Origin of the sequence: Permianibacter aggregans (assembly GCF_009756665.1) — a bacterium.
Classification (GTDB): Bacteria; Pseudomonadota; Gammaproteobacteria; order Enterobacterales; family Permianibacteraceae; genus Permianibacter; species Permianibacter aggregans.
The window spans coordinates 1,223,613-1,239,698 of record NZ_CP037953.1; the positions used below are offsets into that span (position 1 = coordinate 1,223,613).

Annotated in this window: 13 protein-coding genes; 7 read left to right on the forward strand and 6 right to left on the reverse strand. The window is 55.0% G+C overall.

Features of this window, described 5'->3' with window-relative positions; translation table 11 throughout:
• Positions 1 to 164 precede the first annotated feature (164 nt).
• Together nfuA and E2H98_RS05650 are read left to right on the forward strand one after the other, a co-directional pair.
• On the forward strand, positions 165 to 746 hold the full coding sequence (gene nfuA, locus E2H98_RS05645) for a Fe-S biogenesis protein NfuA (protein ID WP_133590768.1): 582 nt from the start codon (positions 165 to 167) through the stop codon (positions 744 to 746).
• A gap of 54 nt (positions 747 to 800) precedes the next feature.
• Entirely contained in the window at positions 801 to 2,954 is a 2,154-nt protein-coding gene (locus tag E2H98_RS05650; protein WP_198325245.1) for a prolyl oligopeptidase family serine peptidase, read from the forward strand.
• A 37-nt stretch (positions 2,955 to 2,991) separates the two neighbouring features.
• On the opposite strand, the gene E2H98_RS05655 is transcribed toward E2H98_RS05650, so the two are convergent.
• The 3 genes from E2H98_RS05655 to E2H98_RS05665 are packed head-to-tail and all read right to left on the reverse strand — an operon-like array spanning position 2,992 to position 5,262.
• The gene (locus E2H98_RS05655) at positions 2,992 to 3,684 is read right to left on the reverse strand and encodes a YrbL family protein (protein WP_133590766.1); all 693 of its coding nucleotides are present in this window, start codon (positions 3,682 to 3,684) and stop codon (positions 2,992 to 2,994) included.
• A 20-nt stretch (positions 3,685 to 3,704) separates the two neighbouring features.
• Complete coding sequence (locus E2H98_RS05660) at positions 3,705 to 4,430, reverse strand: class I SAM-dependent methyltransferase (protein WP_198325246.1); 726 nt, start codon at positions 4,428 to 4,430, stop codon at positions 3,705 to 3,707.
• 25 nt (positions 4,431 to 4,455) lie between these two features.
• Complete coding sequence (locus E2H98_RS05665) at positions 4,456 to 5,262, reverse strand: polysaccharide deacetylase family protein (RefSeq protein ID WP_133590762.1); 807 nt, start codon at positions 5,260 to 5,262, stop codon at positions 4,456 to 4,458.
• 294 nt (positions 5,263 to 5,556) lie between these two features.
• Here E2H98_RS05665 and E2H98_RS05670 point away from each other — a divergent pair, with 294 nt between their 5' ends.
• The gene (locus E2H98_RS05670; RefSeq protein ID WP_133590760.1) at positions 5,557 to 7,620 is read left to right on the forward strand and encodes a M13 family metallopeptidase; all 2,064 of its coding nucleotides are present in this window, start codon (positions 5,557 to 5,559) and stop codon (positions 7,618 to 7,620) included.
• An 80-nt stretch (positions 7,621 to 7,700) separates the two neighbouring features.
• On the opposite strand, the gene E2H98_RS05675 is transcribed toward E2H98_RS05670, so the two are convergent.
• Positions 7,701 to 9,572: a hypothetical protein gene (locus tag E2H98_RS05675; protein ID WP_133590758.1), complete on the reverse strand. Its 1,872-nt coding sequence runs from the start codon at positions 9,570 to 9,572 to the stop codon at positions 7,701 to 7,703.
• 161 nt (positions 9,573 to 9,733) lie between these two features.
• Here E2H98_RS05675 and E2H98_RS05680 point away from each other — a divergent pair, with 161 nt between their 5' ends.
• Complete coding sequence (locus E2H98_RS05680; protein ID WP_133590756.1) at positions 9,734 to 10,387, forward strand: NAD(P)H-binding protein; 654 nt, start codon at positions 9,734 to 9,736, stop codon at positions 10,385 to 10,387.
• Between the two features lie 48 nt (positions 10,388 to 10,435).
• On the opposite strand, the gene E2H98_RS05685 is transcribed toward E2H98_RS05680, so the two are convergent.
• Positions 10,436 to 12,139, reverse strand: a complete 1,704-nt coding sequence (locus tag E2H98_RS05685) for a PhoX family protein (protein WP_133590754.1) — start codon at positions 12,137 to 12,139, stop codon at positions 10,436 to 10,438.
• Positions 12,140 to 12,298: 159 nt separating this feature from the next.
• Complete coding sequence (locus tag E2H98_RS05690) at positions 12,299 to 14,005, reverse strand: hypothetical protein (RefSeq protein WP_133590753.1); 1,707 nt, start codon at positions 14,003 to 14,005, stop codon at positions 12,299 to 12,301.
• A gap of 164 nt (positions 14,006 to 14,169) precedes the next feature.
• Between E2H98_RS05690 and E2H98_RS05695 the strand changes: the two genes are divergently transcribed.
• From E2H98_RS05695 to E2H98_RS05705, 3 genes are read left to right on the forward strand one after another with little or no spacing between them, the layout of a single operon-like run.
• Positions 14,170 to 14,685, forward strand: a complete 516-nt coding sequence (locus E2H98_RS05695) for a hypothetical protein (protein ID WP_133590752.1) — start codon at positions 14,170 to 14,172, stop codon at positions 14,683 to 14,685.
• On the forward strand, positions 14,678 to 15,577 hold the full coding sequence (locus E2H98_RS05700) for a type II secretion system F family protein (RefSeq protein ID WP_133590751.1): 900 nt from the start codon (positions 14,678 to 14,680) through the stop codon (positions 15,575 to 15,577). Before E2H98_RS05695 ends, E2H98_RS05700 begins: the two co-directional genes overlap by 8 nt.
• Entirely contained in the window at positions 15,574 to 16,050 is a 477-nt protein-coding gene (locus E2H98_RS05705) for a pilin (RefSeq protein WP_133590750.1), read from the forward strand. Before E2H98_RS05700 ends, E2H98_RS05705 begins: the two co-directional genes overlap by 4 nt.
• Positions 16,051 to 16,086 lie beyond the last annotated feature (36 nt).

The window sequence follows — 16,086 nt, forward strand, 5'->3', positions numbered from 1 at the left end:
AGTTCGCCAAACCAACAAATCCGCACGAACTTTATGGGCAATTGAAGGTCAACGGCAGGGCTGCACGAGCCATGCTAAAATCGGGCATGGCCGCCAACGTCCAGGCGCCGGCATATGGCGGTTTCGGGCGCTATGATAGCCGACATTCCCTAGTGAGAGAAAAGATGATTCAGATTTCCAGCACCGCGCAGGAACATTTCCGCAAGCTTCTGGCCCAGCAAACGGAGCCGGACACCCAGATCCGGGTGTTCGTCGTCAATCCGGGCACACCGCGGGCCGAATGTGGCGTCTCCTATTGCCCGCCAAGCGCGGTCGAGCCGACCGACATCAAGCTGGATTTCGACGGTTTTTCGGCCTTTGTCGATCCGGACAGCGCCCCTTACCTAGAAGACGCGCAAATTGATCTGAAAGTCGAGACCGTTGGCTCGCAGCTGACCTTGAAAGCGCCAAACGCGAAAGCTCGCAAAGTCAGCGCCGATGCGCCGCTGCTGGAGCGCATCAATTACGTGCTGGAATCGGAAATCAATCCGCAGCTTGCCTCGCACGGCGGCAATGTCGTGCTGGTGGAATTGACCCAGGACAATATCGCCGTGCTGCAATTCGGTGGCGGTTGCCATGGCTGCAGCATGGTCGATGTCACCCTGAAACAAGGCATTGAAAAGACCTTGTTGGAACAATTTCCGGAATTGTCCGGTGTGCGCGATGCCACCGAACATGCCACCGGCGATAATCCGTATTACAGCTGAGATTTTTCAACGACCGAAGCAACCCTGAACTAAAACAAACGGAGCAACTCCCCCATGCACAAACTGCTGATCGCGGCTGGTGTCGCGACGGTATTGCTGGCCGGCTGCCAGCACGCCGAAGTCAAACCTGCCTGCAACCCGAACGAGCCGGCACCGATGCCGCCAAAACCGACGATGAGTTATCCTGCCAGCCCGACCGTTGATCACGTCGATGTCTATCACGGCACCCAAGTTGCCGACCCGTATCGTTGGCTCGAAGAAGACAGCGAACAAACCAAAACCTGGGTCAACGCGCAGCGCGAATTCGCCGAGCAATATCTGGCGCGAATGCCCGCTCGTGACGACTACAAGAAACGCCTGACGACGTTGTGGAATTACGAGCGCTACAGCACACCAACGGAAGCCGGCGGCCGCTATTTCTATTACTACAACAATGGCCTGCAGAATCAATCGGTGTTGTATGTGCAGGAAAAAAATGGCGAAGCGCGCGTGCTGCTGGATCCAAACACGCTGTCCGCTGATGGCACCGTCGCACTGTCCGGCGTCGAAATCAGCAAGAACGGCCGCTATATCGCCTATGGCGTATCGAAAAGCGGTTCTGATTGGCAGACTTGGGCAGTACGCGATGTTCGTACCGGCAAGGATCTGAACGACAATATCGAGTGGGTCAAATTCTCCAGCGCTGCCTGGACCCCGGATGAAAAAGGCTTTTACTACGCCCGTTACGACGCGCCGAAAGCCGGCGAGGAATTGTCAGGTCAGAATTATTTCCAGAAACTTTACTACCACAAGATCGGCACGCCACAGAGCGCCGATATCCTGGTTTACCATCGTCCCGATCAAAAGGAATGGGGCTTTGGCGCCACCGTCAGCGATGACGGCAAATATCTGGTGATTCCAGTATGGCAAGGCACCGACACCCGCAACCGGGTGTTCTACAAAGCACTGACCGGCAAGGACCGCACGGTAAAGCCACTGATCGATCAGCTCGAAGCCGATTACGAATTCATCGGCAATGACGGTTCGGTGTTCTATTTCAAAACCGATTTGCAGGCACCGCGTGGCCGTATCATTGCCATCGACGTCAACAAGCCTGCAACGTCTCGTTTGAAAGAAGTGGTGCCGCAAACCGACAACACGCTGCGCTTTGCGATGCTGGCCGGCAATCGCTTTGTGCTCTCGTATTTAAAAGACGCGATTTCCCATGTCGAAATCCGCAACATCAAGGGCGCGCTGGAACACACGATGTCGCTGCCATCGCTTGGCACGGCCGGCAGCTTCAATGGCAAGCGTGAGAGTCATGAACTGTTCTATACGCTGACCTCTTATGTACAGCCAACGACGGTTTATCGTCTCGATTTGAACAGCAAGACCAGCACCGTTTACCGCGAACCGAAAGTCGATTTCAACGCCAACGAATTCGTCTCCGAGCAGATCTTCTACACCAGCAAAGATGGCACCCGCGTGCCGATGATCATCAGCTATAAGAAAGGCCTGCAAAAGACCGGCAAGAACCCAACCATTCTCTACGGTTATGGTGGCTTCAATATCGCGCTGAGCCCATCGTTCAATGCGGCGACAATTGCCTGGCTGGAGCGTGGTGGTGTTTATGCCGTGGCCAACCTGCGCGGTGGTGGTGAGTACGGCGAGCCTTGGCACAAGGCCGGCACCAAAGGTCAGAAGCAAAATGTCTTTGATGACTTTGTTGCCGCCGCTGAATGGCTGATTAAAGAGCAGTACACCAGCTCGTCACATCTCGGAATTCACGGTGGCAGCAACGGCGGTTTGCTGGTTGGTGCCGCGATGACCCAGCGTCCGGATCTGTTCGGCGCGGCGGTACCGGCCGTCGGTGTGCTCGACATGCTGCGCTTCCAGAAATTCACCATCGGCTGGGCCTGGACTTCAGATTACGGTTCATCGGATAACGCCGAGGATTTCCCGTATCTGTATGCCTATTCGCCACTGCATAACGTCAAGGACGGCGCCCAATATCCGGCGACGATGGTCATGACCGCCGATCACGATGATCGGGTAGTGCCCTATCATAGCTTCAAATTCGCTGCCCGCTTGCAAGCGGCCAATGCCAGCAGTGAGCCGATGCTGATCCGTATTGAAAGCAAAGCCGGTCACGGCGCCGGCAAACCGATCAGTAAACAGATTGAAGACAAGGCGGATTTCTTCGCCTTTCTGGAACATCACCTGAAATAACAAGGCAACAAAAAACGGCGCTTCGGCGCCGTTTTTCTTACATCCATTTTCGATGCTGTTTTTCGATTTTTTTCCATTCGCCTTTTCTACCGCCCGCTTCCCAGGCGACTCGGGCGCGCATTTTGGCAATGCGACTTTCGATATAGCGGTGGACGAAACGCTGACCCAGCCAATTGGGATCGATGGCCGTCGTGCAGCCAATGCCATCAATAACATAGAGCTGCAGACGACCATCGTCATGCGCTTTGACCAGTACATTATGCGGCAGCAGGTTCTTGGTCAGCACCTGGGTATCACGCAGCCAATCGCAGAATTCATCGAGCGCTTTCGACAGCGCATCGGTCATGCCGTGACGTTTGATGTAGTTCTCCAGATTATCGGCGATGCCATCCGAATTACGAATCAAATCGGTAACGAGGCCAGGCCCCATTGACGTTTTGCTATACCCATACTGACGCGGCAAATGCAGCCATAGTCGTTCATCACCGAGCTTGATCGCTCGTTGCTGATAGGCATCGATTTCCCGTTCGTTGTCATCAAAGGCACGATCCGGACGCAGGCGTTTGAACACCGGCGCACGCTGGCGCAATTCTTCGATACGTCCCTGTTTGACAATCTTGATGCAGCGATGTGGATTTTCAGGATGCTCAAAGCACAACCGGCTGCCGCCTTCAGCAAACGGCTTGCGCTCACCCAGTTCAATCATTTTTTGTGAATGCTTATCCGACATCAGCAACTCGATTCTCAAATTCACACATAGCAGAACGGCACAACGTCAGACGACCAGCCATCCTTGACAAAGTATGGCATCGACGCGGCTTTGGCGCCGTTATTGGTCAGCAATTGATGCTCAGCCGGATAGTTGCGGGCATCAAAAATCTCCACCCGGGAAAAATACTGTTCAAAGCGCTGATAGTAATCGAGGCCTGCTTCCCGGCGCATCTGGGTACTCGGGTCCGGCGCGCCGAACTCGACGGTTTTTTCGTGCACGAACGGTACCGGCAGAATCGCCAGACCACCTGGTTTCAGAATGCGGCGAATTTCGGCAATGGCTTTGACATCGTCTTCCGGGTACATCAGCACATGCGAGGCGAACACCACATCGAATGAAGCATCGGCAAGCGGGATGTTCTGCAGATCAAATCGGTGATCGACATCCTTGCGGAACAGATCGCAGGACGTATATTGACCAAACTCCTTGCGAAACCATTTGCGGAAAGCATTTTCCGGCGCGACGTGCAACAGACTCTTGCTCGAAACATCGTGCTGAGCGAAATAATCACGCATGACCAGAAACTGCAAACGGGCTCGTTCCAGCTCGCCACAGCGCGGGCATTTGGCGTGCAGGCGCTGATTCTTGGCCATGAACGGCCCATGATACCGGCAGATCGGGCAGGTAAAAAACGGATCGTTTTTATGCTTGCGCCGGTAAAACGGCGCCCTTAAACCCTTAATCGCGTATTCCAGTGTTTTCACGCTGCACCCTTTTTGTTTTATCGATTTAGTTACGCCGACCCAGGCGCATCCGCAAACGAAACGCGAACATGCCTTCCTTGCCGGAAACCTTTACCCGCGCCAGACGAAACGGATCAGAAAAATCGCTGCAGCCCTGTTCGGTGGTCACGGCGTTGTCGTAACCCGCTGCTTGCACCAACGCCACATCACGTTCGGTAAAAATGCCGAACGGATAGGCAAAACTGTTTACGGTGATGACAAAGCGCTTTTCCAACTGCTGCTTGGAGGCCTGTATTTCCTCTTTGGCGGTTGCCTCATCGGCATCACGCAAATTCAAATGGGTCAGCGTATGGGAAGCAATTTCGACCCGGCCGGATGCCACCAGTCGCTCGATTTGCGTGTCGCTGAGTTTCGGTTCACGCATCAACTCGCCACTGCTGTGATGCTTTTTCTTGTAAACCGACCAATCCCTGTCATGGCGGTCACAGACGATGTAAATCGTTGCTTTCGCGTCGTATTTTTCCAGTAGTGGCAGCACGTTGGTCAGATTGTCTTCGTAGCCATCATCAAAGGTCAGCGCCACGGATTTTTCCGGTAAATCGCTGCGGCGCCGCTGCATTTCCGCCAAGGTAAAGAATGTCCAGCCATCTTTGCGCAGCCACTGCAGTTGTTGCTCGAATTGATGTGGTGGCACCCGCAGGCCATTGAACTTGCCACCGGGCAAATGCTCGCGAACCATGTGATACATCAGCACTCGCGGCACCGAATACGGCACCGTTTTCGCCCACCAATGATAGCGGCTGGAAAAATAGCCGAGCATCAGCACGATAACGAGTGGGATAAGCCAAATCACGAGCAAGCAATTCCTGGTATTTGGTGAACGGTGCCGCGGCATTTCACCCGGCAACAGCGCTGCGCATTATGCGGCAGTTTCGCCAGCGATGGTACTTGCGCTCAACCTCAAACGCGACACACCCCGACACAATTTCCGCGGCCGAACCGTCTGCGGAACCTGCTAGGATGCGCCGTTGGCCCTGCCCTATCCGGGTTTGGCCGTCTATTTGTCTGGTCGCCGGCAGGTATTACGACATCATACTTGGCGACATTCAGACCAATTTGCCTGGAATAAAACGGGGGAAACTCATCCATGAAGAAAATGCTTTTGACAGCATTGGCTGCCGCAGTACTGGCCGCCTGCAATTCCGAGAACGCGACACAGCAGGACACGACACCAGCGGCCACCGAACAGGTGCAGAAAACCCTGCTGTCCGGTATCGAGTTCAGCAATATCGACAAGGCGGTGCGTGCCCAGGATGACCTGTACCGTCACGTTAACGGCCACTGGCTGGAGCACACCGTGATCCCGGCTGACAAATCCAATTACGGCTCGTTCACCAAGCTTGCCGATGATGCCGAAGTGCAACTGCGCGCCATTATCGAAGAAAGCGCCAAAGCTAATGCCGAAGCCGGCAGCGAGCGCCAGAAAGTCGGTGATTTCTACAACAGCTTCATGAATACCGAGTTGCTGGAGCAGCGCGGCATGGAGCCAATCAAACCGCATCTGGCTGAAGTCGACGCGCTGAAAGACAAGAACGAGCTGGTCGCCTGGTTTGGTAACGCCAGCCGCGCCGGTGTACGCACACCACTGGTCATGTTCATCAACCAGGACAAGAAAGACGCCACCCGCTATGCCGCGTACTTTTACCAGAGCGGTATCGGTCTGCCGGATCGCGATTTCTATTTCAAAGATGACGAGAAAAGCAAAAACATTCGCGATGCGTACCTGAAACACATCGAAACGATGATGACGCTGGCGGGCTTCGACAAGCCGGCAGAAGCGGCAAAAAAAGTCTATGCCGTCGAGGAAAAACTGGCGAACGGCCACTGGGCTCGTGTCGACAACCGCGACCCGGTGAAAACCTACAACAAAGTGGAAATCGCCAAGCTCAATGAAATGAGTGGCGACGTCAACTGGGGCAATTGGGTCAACGCCCTTGGTCTTGGCAACGAAAAAGAAGTGATCGTTTATCAGCCGAGCTATGTCACGGCGATGGGTGAAGCACTGAAAACCGTGTCGCTCGATGATTGGAAGCTATACGCGAAATACCAAATCGTTTCCGGCGCCGCACCGCTGCTGAGCAAAGCCTTCGACGAAGCGCATTTCAACTTCTACAGCAAAACCCTGCGTGGTGTGGAACAGCAGCAGGAACGCTGGAAGCGCGCCGTGCAGTTCACCGATGACGTGATCGGCGAAGCGGTCGGCAAGATCTATGTCGAGAAGCATTTCCCGCCGGAAGCCAAAGCCCGTATGGAAAAGCTGGTGCAGAACCTGCTGCTCGCGTTCGGTCAGGGTATCGACGGTCTCGAGTGGATGACCGACGACACCAAGAAAGCCGCACGCGAAAAGCTGTCGAAGTTCACCTACAAGATCGGTTATCCGGACAAGTGGCGTGATTACAGCGCGCTGGAAATCAAAGGCGACGATCTGTTCGGTAACGCCCTGCGCGCCACCGAATTTGAGTACAACCGCAACCTGAACAAACTCGGCAAGCCGATCGATCGCAGCGAATGGTTCATGACCCCGCAAACGGTCAATGCTTACTACAACCCGGTCGCCAATGAAATTGTGTTCCCGGCTGCCATTCTGCAACCGCCGTTCTTCAACCTGGCAGCGGACGATGCCGTCAACTACGGTGGTATCGGTGCTGTCATTGGCCACGAAATCGGCCACGGCTTCGATGATTCCGGTTCGCAGTACGACGGCGACGGCAACCTGCGTAACTGGTGGACCGATACTGATCGCGCCGAGTTCGAGAAGCGCACAGCGGTATTGGTCGAGCAATACAACAAGTTCGAACCGCTGCCGGGCAAAAACGTCAATGGTAAGCTGACCCTCGGAGAGAACATCGGCGATCTCGGTGGCCTGACCATTGCCTATAAAGCCTATCAGTTGTCGCTGAACGGCCAACCGGCGCCGGAAATGGACGGCTTGACTGGCGACCAGCGTTTCTTCATGGGCTGGGCGCAAGTCTGGGCTCGCAAATACCGTGATGAAGAACTGCTGCAACGTCTGGTCACCGACTCGCATTCGCCGAGCGAATACCGCTGCAACGGCATCGTCGCGAACATGCCGGAGTTTTACGCCGCGTTCGGGATCAAGGAAGGTGACAAGCTGTACCTGCCGCCGGAACAGCGGGTCAAAATCTGGTAAGTTTCTATCTGGTAGAAAAAGGGGCGATTTATTCGCCCCTTTTTCTTTTTCACGCTGTAGCGTTTTGCTTTTGCTACCGGTCACATTTGAACCACGACGATACGCATGACGAACTGATTGGCATCGCTGCGATAACCGCCCTGGGCGTAGAAACCGTTGACGGTTTCGCCGTTGCCGAGCCGGCTATTCAGGCTGGCCAGGAAGCTTGTGTAATTGTCAAACATCTGCACATTCGCGTCTGAACGAATTGCGTAGATATCGCGGCCATCACTTGGCGGCACCAGCATCGGCGATGCAGCCAGACTCAGCAGATCAACGCGGATACCGGCTTGCAGCAGATGATGAACGTTGCCGAGTTGATCGTCCTGCAAATCCATAACCAGACCTGTTTCAGTAGCACTGACAAATGGTGTCGTGCTGCCGGCTTCACCGAAGCCAACAACTAGCTTGGCTTTGCTGTCTTCGTAGTTGCTAATCGACACGGCATTGAAATCGGCCGGTGCACTGCCAAAGGCGCTGACATAACCGCGGGCGCGTACCGGTGCGCCGACATCATGCTCAAGCACAAAGCTGTTTGGCGTCGCGATTTGATAGTTCTCCGGGTCGGCATCATTGGCGCTGTCAATTCCTGTGCCGGCAAAATCGAATGCACTGGCGCGAACACCACTCATTGCCTGCAAGTCGATGGTCAGTTCACCAAGCAATTGCTGATTGACACTACCGGCAGCTGACGACAACTGCAGCAACACGATATCAGCGCTGAATTGCGTTTCGCTGCTGCTATCGACACTGACTTCGCCAAGTGCGCGAATCCGTTGACCAACCGATATCGCTGCCAGGCCTTGATCATCACGACCAAGACGTGGTTTGTAGACTTTGGTTTCTTCATCGAGTGTCACGGTGATGGTATCGCGGAATGTCGCGCTGCCATCCCGATCCAGACTGGCGCCTTTGACGGTCAGCACATTGCCGCTGCGCGCGACAACCACGCCATGCAAGCCATCCTTGTCACCACCGGGCACGCTGTCACCGACCCGCACTTCAGCAGCGGTGAATTTATGATCGGCGCGTACATAAGTGCCGAATGCGACCGTTGCCGTGCCGGCCGGCAGCGCGCTCATCGCCTGCAAGCCTGCGCTACCCTGCAGGGATTCGCCATTGACCAGGAAATGGGTGTCCTGATCGACATAGACCCGGGCACTGCCACGCCGAGCACTGCGATCCTGAAACGGCCGCAGCGCAATCCGATAGTAGGATTCATTGCTGTTGACTTCCAGCATTGGGCCGCGCACGCGGAAATCGCGATCATCGATCAATTCCGGCGAACCAAGCAGCACCGGCCGGGCGATCGCGGTGATTGGCGTGGCGTCGAGATCCACCTCGTGTGATGCGGCCAAATCAAAATCGATTTGCACAAAGGCCGGCACCCCCGGTGCGATAACGATGCCTCGGGAATCAAGATTGATCGCCAGCGTAAATTGGCTCAGCGGCGCGCCGCTTTCATCGACAACCGTTGCGACTTGCGCGACGCCATCCTTTTCCACCTGCACGTCAGCGCCGGCGTAATTTAAAGTGATTTCGCCTCTGACATAACGGCCATTCGGCACCACGGCCGAGGTGACCAGTTCACTCAACTCAACGTACTGAGCAAAATCAACCCGGGTCTGGGTCGGCAACAACTCAACCTTGCTGCCATCGGCGCGTTCCAGCCGCAGCGCCATGACATCAACGCTGTAACTCAAAAAATCACCATCGGCATCGGTGAAACTTACTGCCACAACGCCGCATTGATCATCATTGGGGTTTGGTTCGTTGTCGGTGGTTTCGCATGGCGGCGCGGCCGAGTTCGGTGGCGGCGTTGCTGCGGTTTCGCTGCTGCTGCCGCCGCCACAGGCGCTCAGCATGGCGAGACTGGCGGCGAGTGCGAGCCAGCGTGAAGTGAGACGGTTCATTTGGGTTTCCTCCTGACAGGACCAAAAATGGTCGTACACCGTCATCAACGCCTGAACCCGTTTTCGGTTGACCTGGCCGTTGGTTGGTGTTGCCGGCTATTGCCAATATCGCGCTTCGGCTTTATGGTCAGGTTCGCCCGCAATCCGCGCAGGAGTGCGCCATGGAAACCAAAAAAACGGCGACTGTCTTGGGTGCCACCGGTCTGGTCGGCCGAGCGTTGATCGACCGATTGCTGCATGACGAGCGCTACTGGCGCGTCACGGCCGTCGTGCGCTCCGGCACCTCGCTGCCTTCGCATCACAAGCTGCATCTGGTTTACACCCAGTTCGACAAGAATGACTGGTTGCCGGCCTTGCAGACTGACCATGTCTACTGCTGTCTTGGCACCACCAAAAAGAAAGCCGGCAGCAAACAGGCGTTTCGTTGGGTCGATTACACGCTGGTGGTCGAGGCGGCAATGGCCGCTGCCCATTATCAGGCGCATTTTCTGGTGATCAGCGCATTGGGCGCCGATCCGAGTTCCAGTGTTTTCTACAACCGGGTCAAAGGCGAAATGGAGCAGGCGTTACTGCAAATGCCGTTGCCGAAATTATCGATTTTCCGACCGTCATTGTTGTCGGGAAAGCGCAAAGAATTTCGTTTGGGCGAACGCCTTGCCTTATGGTTTGCCTGGATGCTGCCAGAAGCCTGGCGCAGTATTCCGGCCGAGAAAGTGGCCATTGCCATGGAGTATGTCGCGTTCAATCAAGCAGCCAAGCAGCAGATCTACAGCTCGAAAGCGATGCAAGCCATTCCGGATTTGCGCAAAACATAACGCCGGCTTTCGCCGGCGCTATGTTTACTTCAAAAACAACTTTTCGGATTACTCACCTTTCGGGTTGTAGACCCAAATCATGTTGTTTTCATGCAGGCCGGAATCTTCACCGATGATTACGCGACCATCGTTCAGCACCACCAGGTTATCCGGGTTGGAGATGCCATCGACACTGCATTTATTGACGGTCAGCGTGCCGTCATAAGGACCACCAACGACCACCGGATCCATCCGGGTCACGTTGTAATCGGCGTGCACACCGAGACGGTAAACCGCACCACACTTATTGCCATTCAGCTGAATATCACCCGAGGTATCGGCCATCGCGCCATCAATGGCCGACATTGCCACATACATAAACGGAATCGAGTTGTTGGCAACACCGTTGAAGTGGATATTGATGCCTTCCATCTTGTTGAACTCGACGGTCGCCCCTTTGGCTTTCGCCGCGCGTAAGGTTTCGATAAAGGCGTAACGATCATCGGCGCCGCCGCCGGCTGCCCAGGTGGTGATTTCCGCGTCGGTGACGTAGCTGGTTGAACCATCAACATAATCGCCACGGTCGATACCATCATAGCTGGCAATCCAGGTTTCCAGTTCCGCATTGGTCGCATGCGCCAGTTCGATCCACTCGATATTGAAACCGGCTTTCGCGGCGTCTTTGGTCGCGTCCTGTTTCACTTTCGCGGCGTACAGCGTACCGGCCGACAAATCGCCTTTGTTATCGGCAACGAATTTGAAAAAGCCTTTACGTGAGCCATCATCGGTCAGATAAACGGTTTTCAAGTCCGGCATCACGACAGCGTTTTCATGCGCCATACGGCCGAGCGTGAAGTGCTTGACCGGCACGGGCGTAGCCGAGGTCGGGTTGGTGATTTCGACGATATAGCCGTAACGATACGGGTTCGGGAATTGGCCGCCAAGGTAATCGGTCAGGCGATCGATATCGGCATTGTTCGGGTAACCGGTGGAATACGTGGCATCATTCCAACGCACGGTATTTTCGGCTTCGTAGTTTTCTTCCGAGGTCAGCGGTGTGCCCCATGGCGACAAGGTACCGAAGCAGTTGATCAGCGTGCCCTGCACCGACGCAAAATCGATATTCTTGGCATCGGTGACTGACCAGTTGCCATCGGCAGCACGGGCCAGCGTCAAGCGCGACATCGCACCCGGACGATCTTCCCAGGCCGTGAACAACATGCCTTGCGAGCCATCAACCGATGTGGAAATGAACGCGTTGAAGTCTGGATCTTGCGAAGCTTTCAGATCTTGCGAGCCGTCCGCTTTGACAATGGCGCCAAGGCCGAATGCCAGCGCGCCGCCATACGTGTCACCGGCGCGGCCCAACACTTGATATTCGCCATCAACAACGCGAACCATTTGTTTTTCGGCTGTGGTCGTAGGCACCGACAAGTCGGTGATACGCGGATTCAGTGCATCCAGATCCAGCCCTTTCCAAATCCCGACAGCAGCATCATTTTCCGGTGCCGGCAGCGAGTCGGAAGGATGCTGCACGTTGAAGAACAGTTCGCCGTTATCGGTTTTGAACAAACCGGTGATTTCCGCACCCAGCGGCACGGTCGCCAGGCGGGTCAACTTGGCAACAGGGGTCAGATCCTGACCATCGGTACCCGGCGCACCGTCAGAGCCGTTTGCGCCATCAACGCCATCTCGTCCATCATCAGCACAGGAAGCCAGCAACAGCGCCGTCAGCACGGCTACAGCAATGGATTTCGGTTTTACTTGTAACATGTTCTCGTCCTTTCAAAAGCTACCACATTCGAGGCAGGACAATAGGAGAACCGAATTTGGTTGCAGAATCGTGACGACCGCATGACAAATACCGTGAAAGATTTTTTTCAGTGAAAAAAACGCTGACTAAAGCAGCGCCTTTTTATCAATTTTTTCTCGCTATTTTTCTGCAACGGCAGCGGGTGATTCGCTCCAATCCAGGCGCAGATCCCAACCAAAAAAACGGCTCTCCGGTTGCAACGGCGGAATGTCATCAACAATGGCGTCGTAGACATTCTTGGCGCCAGCAACCGTGATGTCACGGCCATTGACGTAGCTCTGATGACGAACCAGATAGGTATACGCCTTGTTCAATAGCAAAGCCCGTTCCCGCGACGGTGTCAGCAGCGTAAACACATCGGCCGCTTTGACGTTTTCTTCATCGACGCTGCCGTCGGCACGATACCAACGTGCGCGCATTTCATCATTCTCTCGGAACTCATTGCCGCCGGCTGCGCGTTTCAGATAGTTGAGTATTTCGCCACCGGACTCAGCGATCGATGGCGCATCTTTCATGCCACGCAGATTGATATAGCCAAAACCCTCCGGGCCAGTGATCTTGCGGGCAAACGAAAACGTTTGATCGATGGTGGTACCAATCGCCGCATGGCAGCCCATGCAAGCAAAGGTTTCCTCATGCGACTGTGGCCGCAGCTCGCCGTCATAATCCTCAATGAATCCTTGCAGCAGCCAACCCATGCCGTTTTCCATGCCGAGCTCGCGATAGTCGACAAAATACGGCAGCTCACCGGTGGATTTTTCTTTGCGCTCGCGACGATAGCGATTGTCCAAATCATCGGCGCTCAGACTGCGCACTTTCTTCATGTAGCGCAGCTCTTTCATCCGTGGCGGCACCACCGTTTCGCCATTCGCATCAATGCCAAGATAGCGCACCGAATGCATGAACTCAGCGCCTTCAGGGAATTGTTGAGTGACCACCGCGATCTGCTTGGCATCACCAAGATAATGCTGATGAGACACCAGATTCGTTGTCTCGGCAAGCGCGCCATCACCATTCAGATCAACGCCATAATGTTGTTCATCAACCACTGGAATGCGAATGGAATCGAGTTGCTTGATATTCATTTCCAGCAACGACAGATTAAGCTGGTACATCAACCAGTCAAACTTACCATTGTGCTGGCGGAAGGCTTCCGGCAAGCGGATCAGTACATCATCGGTGGAGCCATTGGTCGGCCAGAAGGTGCTCGGAAACGGTTTGTAATTGAACGCCACCCAGCCACTGCCATCACGCGCCAAGCCTTGCTCATCAAACGCTTTTTCCGGTTCGGCAAAATGATTGAGGTCCGGCACAAAACCCTGCCAGTTTTGCTGACGCAGGCGCTCCGGCAGCGCCTGGTAATTGTCCTGATTGATGTAGGCCAGAATCGTCTCATCGGAAATCTGGGCGGCCCATTCACGCTTGTCGATGAACAGATTTTTCCAATGATTCTCCATGCCGACATCGGAGAACAGATAAACCCCTTGCAAGCCACCATCATCGAGTTTGTTCATGCGCGGCTTGTCGGTTTCGGCGGTGTATACCTGATGACAGACATAACAAGGATTGTGCACACCTTCGGTGCGGGTGTAGCACTGCGCCGGTACGGGTGCTTCTTCATTGATTTCGCGATCGGTTTTGCCAAACAGACGCAACTCGGGCGCCACCTCCGGCAAAGACAGTGCGGGCGCCCCGCCCCCGCTGGGCGCCCGCACTGCCGAGCCCGAATCGCAAGCACTGAGCAGCAACACGACACTCAACACCAACACCAGATAAGTAATGAATGAGTCGGTGAAGACCGACCGAATGGATTTGCGCTGACTCATAACCCTTGAACCCTGTCTAAACCAACCGCATCGGCAAACACCAATGAACGGCTCGGCCCACACGGTAATCGCAGAATGTGACATTCAGTTGACGATCAGTGCAGACTTCCAGCTAGAATGCGCCGGCGCAAGAAGCGACAAACAAAGAACAAGGAACTTTTCTGATGTCATTGAAAAGTTGGTGGGCCTGGGAACTGCCATTTACATTGATGTTGATACTGACACTGGCAGGTATCGGCCTGTTGGCAGTGCCGGAATATCGGTTAAGGGCGCAGATCATCAACGTATTCAGCGGCTGGCAGGAAGGCCGCACGACGATGATGACCGAGTACGCCTGGCACCATCGATTTCCCGGGCAGGATGCCGCAGCGCTCGAGTCACTAGGCCAAACGTTTCACCAGCCACAAATCCGCCTGCACGAAGACGCCGTTTTGGTCCGGATTGATTCCCAGCCAATCGACTCGCCCTACCCCAATCTGGCCGAAGATTTTCTGCACGCTACGCCATTTGGAGCGCAGGAATTCCTGATGCGTGCCGGCACCAGCTCACCCGCTGCGGCCACCATAGTGTGGCAATGCGGCAGCAACCCGTTTCCCGATTCCATTTCCTCGAAAACGCCAGCGATGAGTGCGGCAGAAGCTTACTTTTTACCCGCCAGTTGTCGGAGAACCCATGACTAAAACTGATCTACCGAAGCTGACCACGGCGCAACTGTTGTTGCTCTGGTCAGACGGCATTGGCAACGACCACAGTGCTGAAAAAGTCCTGAGCCGGCTGCAATCCCAACTCAGTGATCAGCAGTATCGCAGTCTGCAACCGTTACTGTCGGCCAGTAGCCCCAGCAGCACCGATCCGGCGCTGCAATTTGTTCATCAGCAGATGAAGCAAGGCCTGTCGCTGCCAGAGGCGTTGAAACGTTTTGAGATGCGCGTGAGCAAATGGCAGCAAGTCTGTGCCGTCATTCGCGAACAGACCGAGCCATTGCTCGCTTACCCATTGGTACTGCTTGTCATTTTTTCCATGACGTTTTGGATTTGGAGCATCTACGTCGTGCCCGGCCTGATGGAGATGTATCAATCGGAAAGCGCGCGTGCGCATCTGCCGACCCTGAGCCAATGGCTGTTCGATCTGCAGCATCACCCCGTGCTGGGCTGGCTGATCGCCGCCGTGTTACTGGCGGCAGTCGCCGCGTTGCTGTTTTTTGGCTGGCAATTGCGTGTCGGTTTCAAACGCCAGTTGCGAGAACCGGGCGCAACAAACCGCGGTTTGTTTCTGTTGCTGCCGGGGCTGTCCGATTTTGCCCGGCTGTTGTTTTCGAGCCAAAACACTGCGCCGAAAGAAGCCGTGTTCAGCGCTGAACACCTGCAGGAATATGCGTTGGCGCAAACGCTTGGGCATGCCGATGCCACGCTTGACCGAATTCTGCAATCGCCGGCCGAAGCGCTGGCCCGACCGTTGCGTCAACGATTTAACCGGATCAGCAAATTGCTGATCGCCTGCTGTTGGGTGTTAATCGCGGCACTGATGATTGGCGCATACGAACTGATCTTCAATATAGGAAAACTGGTATGAAAATGAGCAAAGGCTTCACGCTTATCGAACTGATGATCGTTGTCTCAATTATCGGCATTCTGGCCGCCGTGGCACTGCCGGCTTACCAGAGCTACACGGTGCGCGCGAAAATTGCCGAGGCGATCAATCTCGGTAATGAATTGAAAGATGAAATCAAACTGTATTACGAAAGCCACCACCGTTTTCCGAAAGACAATGATGAAGCCGGCGCACCAGCACCGAATCTGCTGATCGGTAATTACGTCAGCGCCATTGCCGTTGAACAAGGCGCGTTACAGGTCACGCTCGGCAACTTCGTGCCGGAAAACATGAAAGGGCAAATCCTCAGCATTCGCCCGCTGTACGTCAAAGGCAGCCCGGCCAGTCCGATCTCCTGGGTCTGCGGCAATGGCCAAATCCCGGAAGGCATGCTGGCCGCTGGTGAAAACAAAACCAGCATCAGTGCCAGCTATTTGCCCGCTCCCTGTCGTTAACCGCGCGAGCACTGGCAAGCGGCCCATTCGGGCCGC

Excerpts from the sequence above, each read along its gene's own strand:
- E2H98_RS05685 (WP_133590754.1), bottom strand. The coding sequence starts at position 12,139 with ATGTTACAAGTAAAACCGAAATCCATTGCTGTAGCCGTGCTGACGGCG.
- E2H98_RS05655 (WP_133590766.1), bottom strand. The coding sequence starts at position 3,684 with ATGTCGGATAAGCATTCACAAAAAATGATTGAACTGGGTGAGCGCAAG.
- E2H98_RS05650 (WP_198325245.1), top strand. The coding sequence starts at position 801 with ATGCACAAACTGCTGATCGCGGCTGGTGTCGCGACGGTATTGCTGGCC.
- nfuA (WP_133590768.1), top strand. The coding sequence starts at position 165 with ATGATTCAGATTTCCAGCACCGCGCAGGAACATTTCCGCAAGCTTCTG.
- E2H98_RS05700 (WP_133590751.1), top strand. The coding sequence starts at position 14,678 with ATGACTAAAACTGATCTACCGAAGCTGACCACGGCGCAACTGTTGTTG.
- E2H98_RS05690 (WP_133590753.1), bottom strand. The coding sequence starts at position 14,005 with ATGAGTCAGCGCAAATCCATTCGGTCGGTCTTCACCGACTCATTCATT.
- E2H98_RS05680 (WP_133590756.1), top strand. The coding sequence starts at position 9,734 with ATGGAAACCAAAAAAACGGCGACTGTCTTGGGTGCCACCGGTCTGGTC.
- E2H98_RS05675 (WP_133590758.1), bottom strand. The coding sequence starts at position 9,572 with ATGAACCGTCTCACTTCACGCTGGCTCGCACTCGCCGCCAGTCTCGCC.
- E2H98_RS05695 (WP_133590752.1), top strand. The coding sequence starts at position 14,170 with ATGTCATTGAAAAGTTGGTGGGCCTGGGAACTGCCATTTACATTGATG.
- E2H98_RS05705 (WP_133590750.1), top strand. The coding sequence starts at position 15,574 with ATGAAAATGAGCAAAGGCTTCACGCTTATCGAACTGATGATCGTTGTC.
- E2H98_RS05670 (WP_133590760.1), top strand. The coding sequence starts at position 5,557 with ATGAAGAAAATGCTTTTGACAGCATTGGCTGCCGCAGTACTGGCCGCC.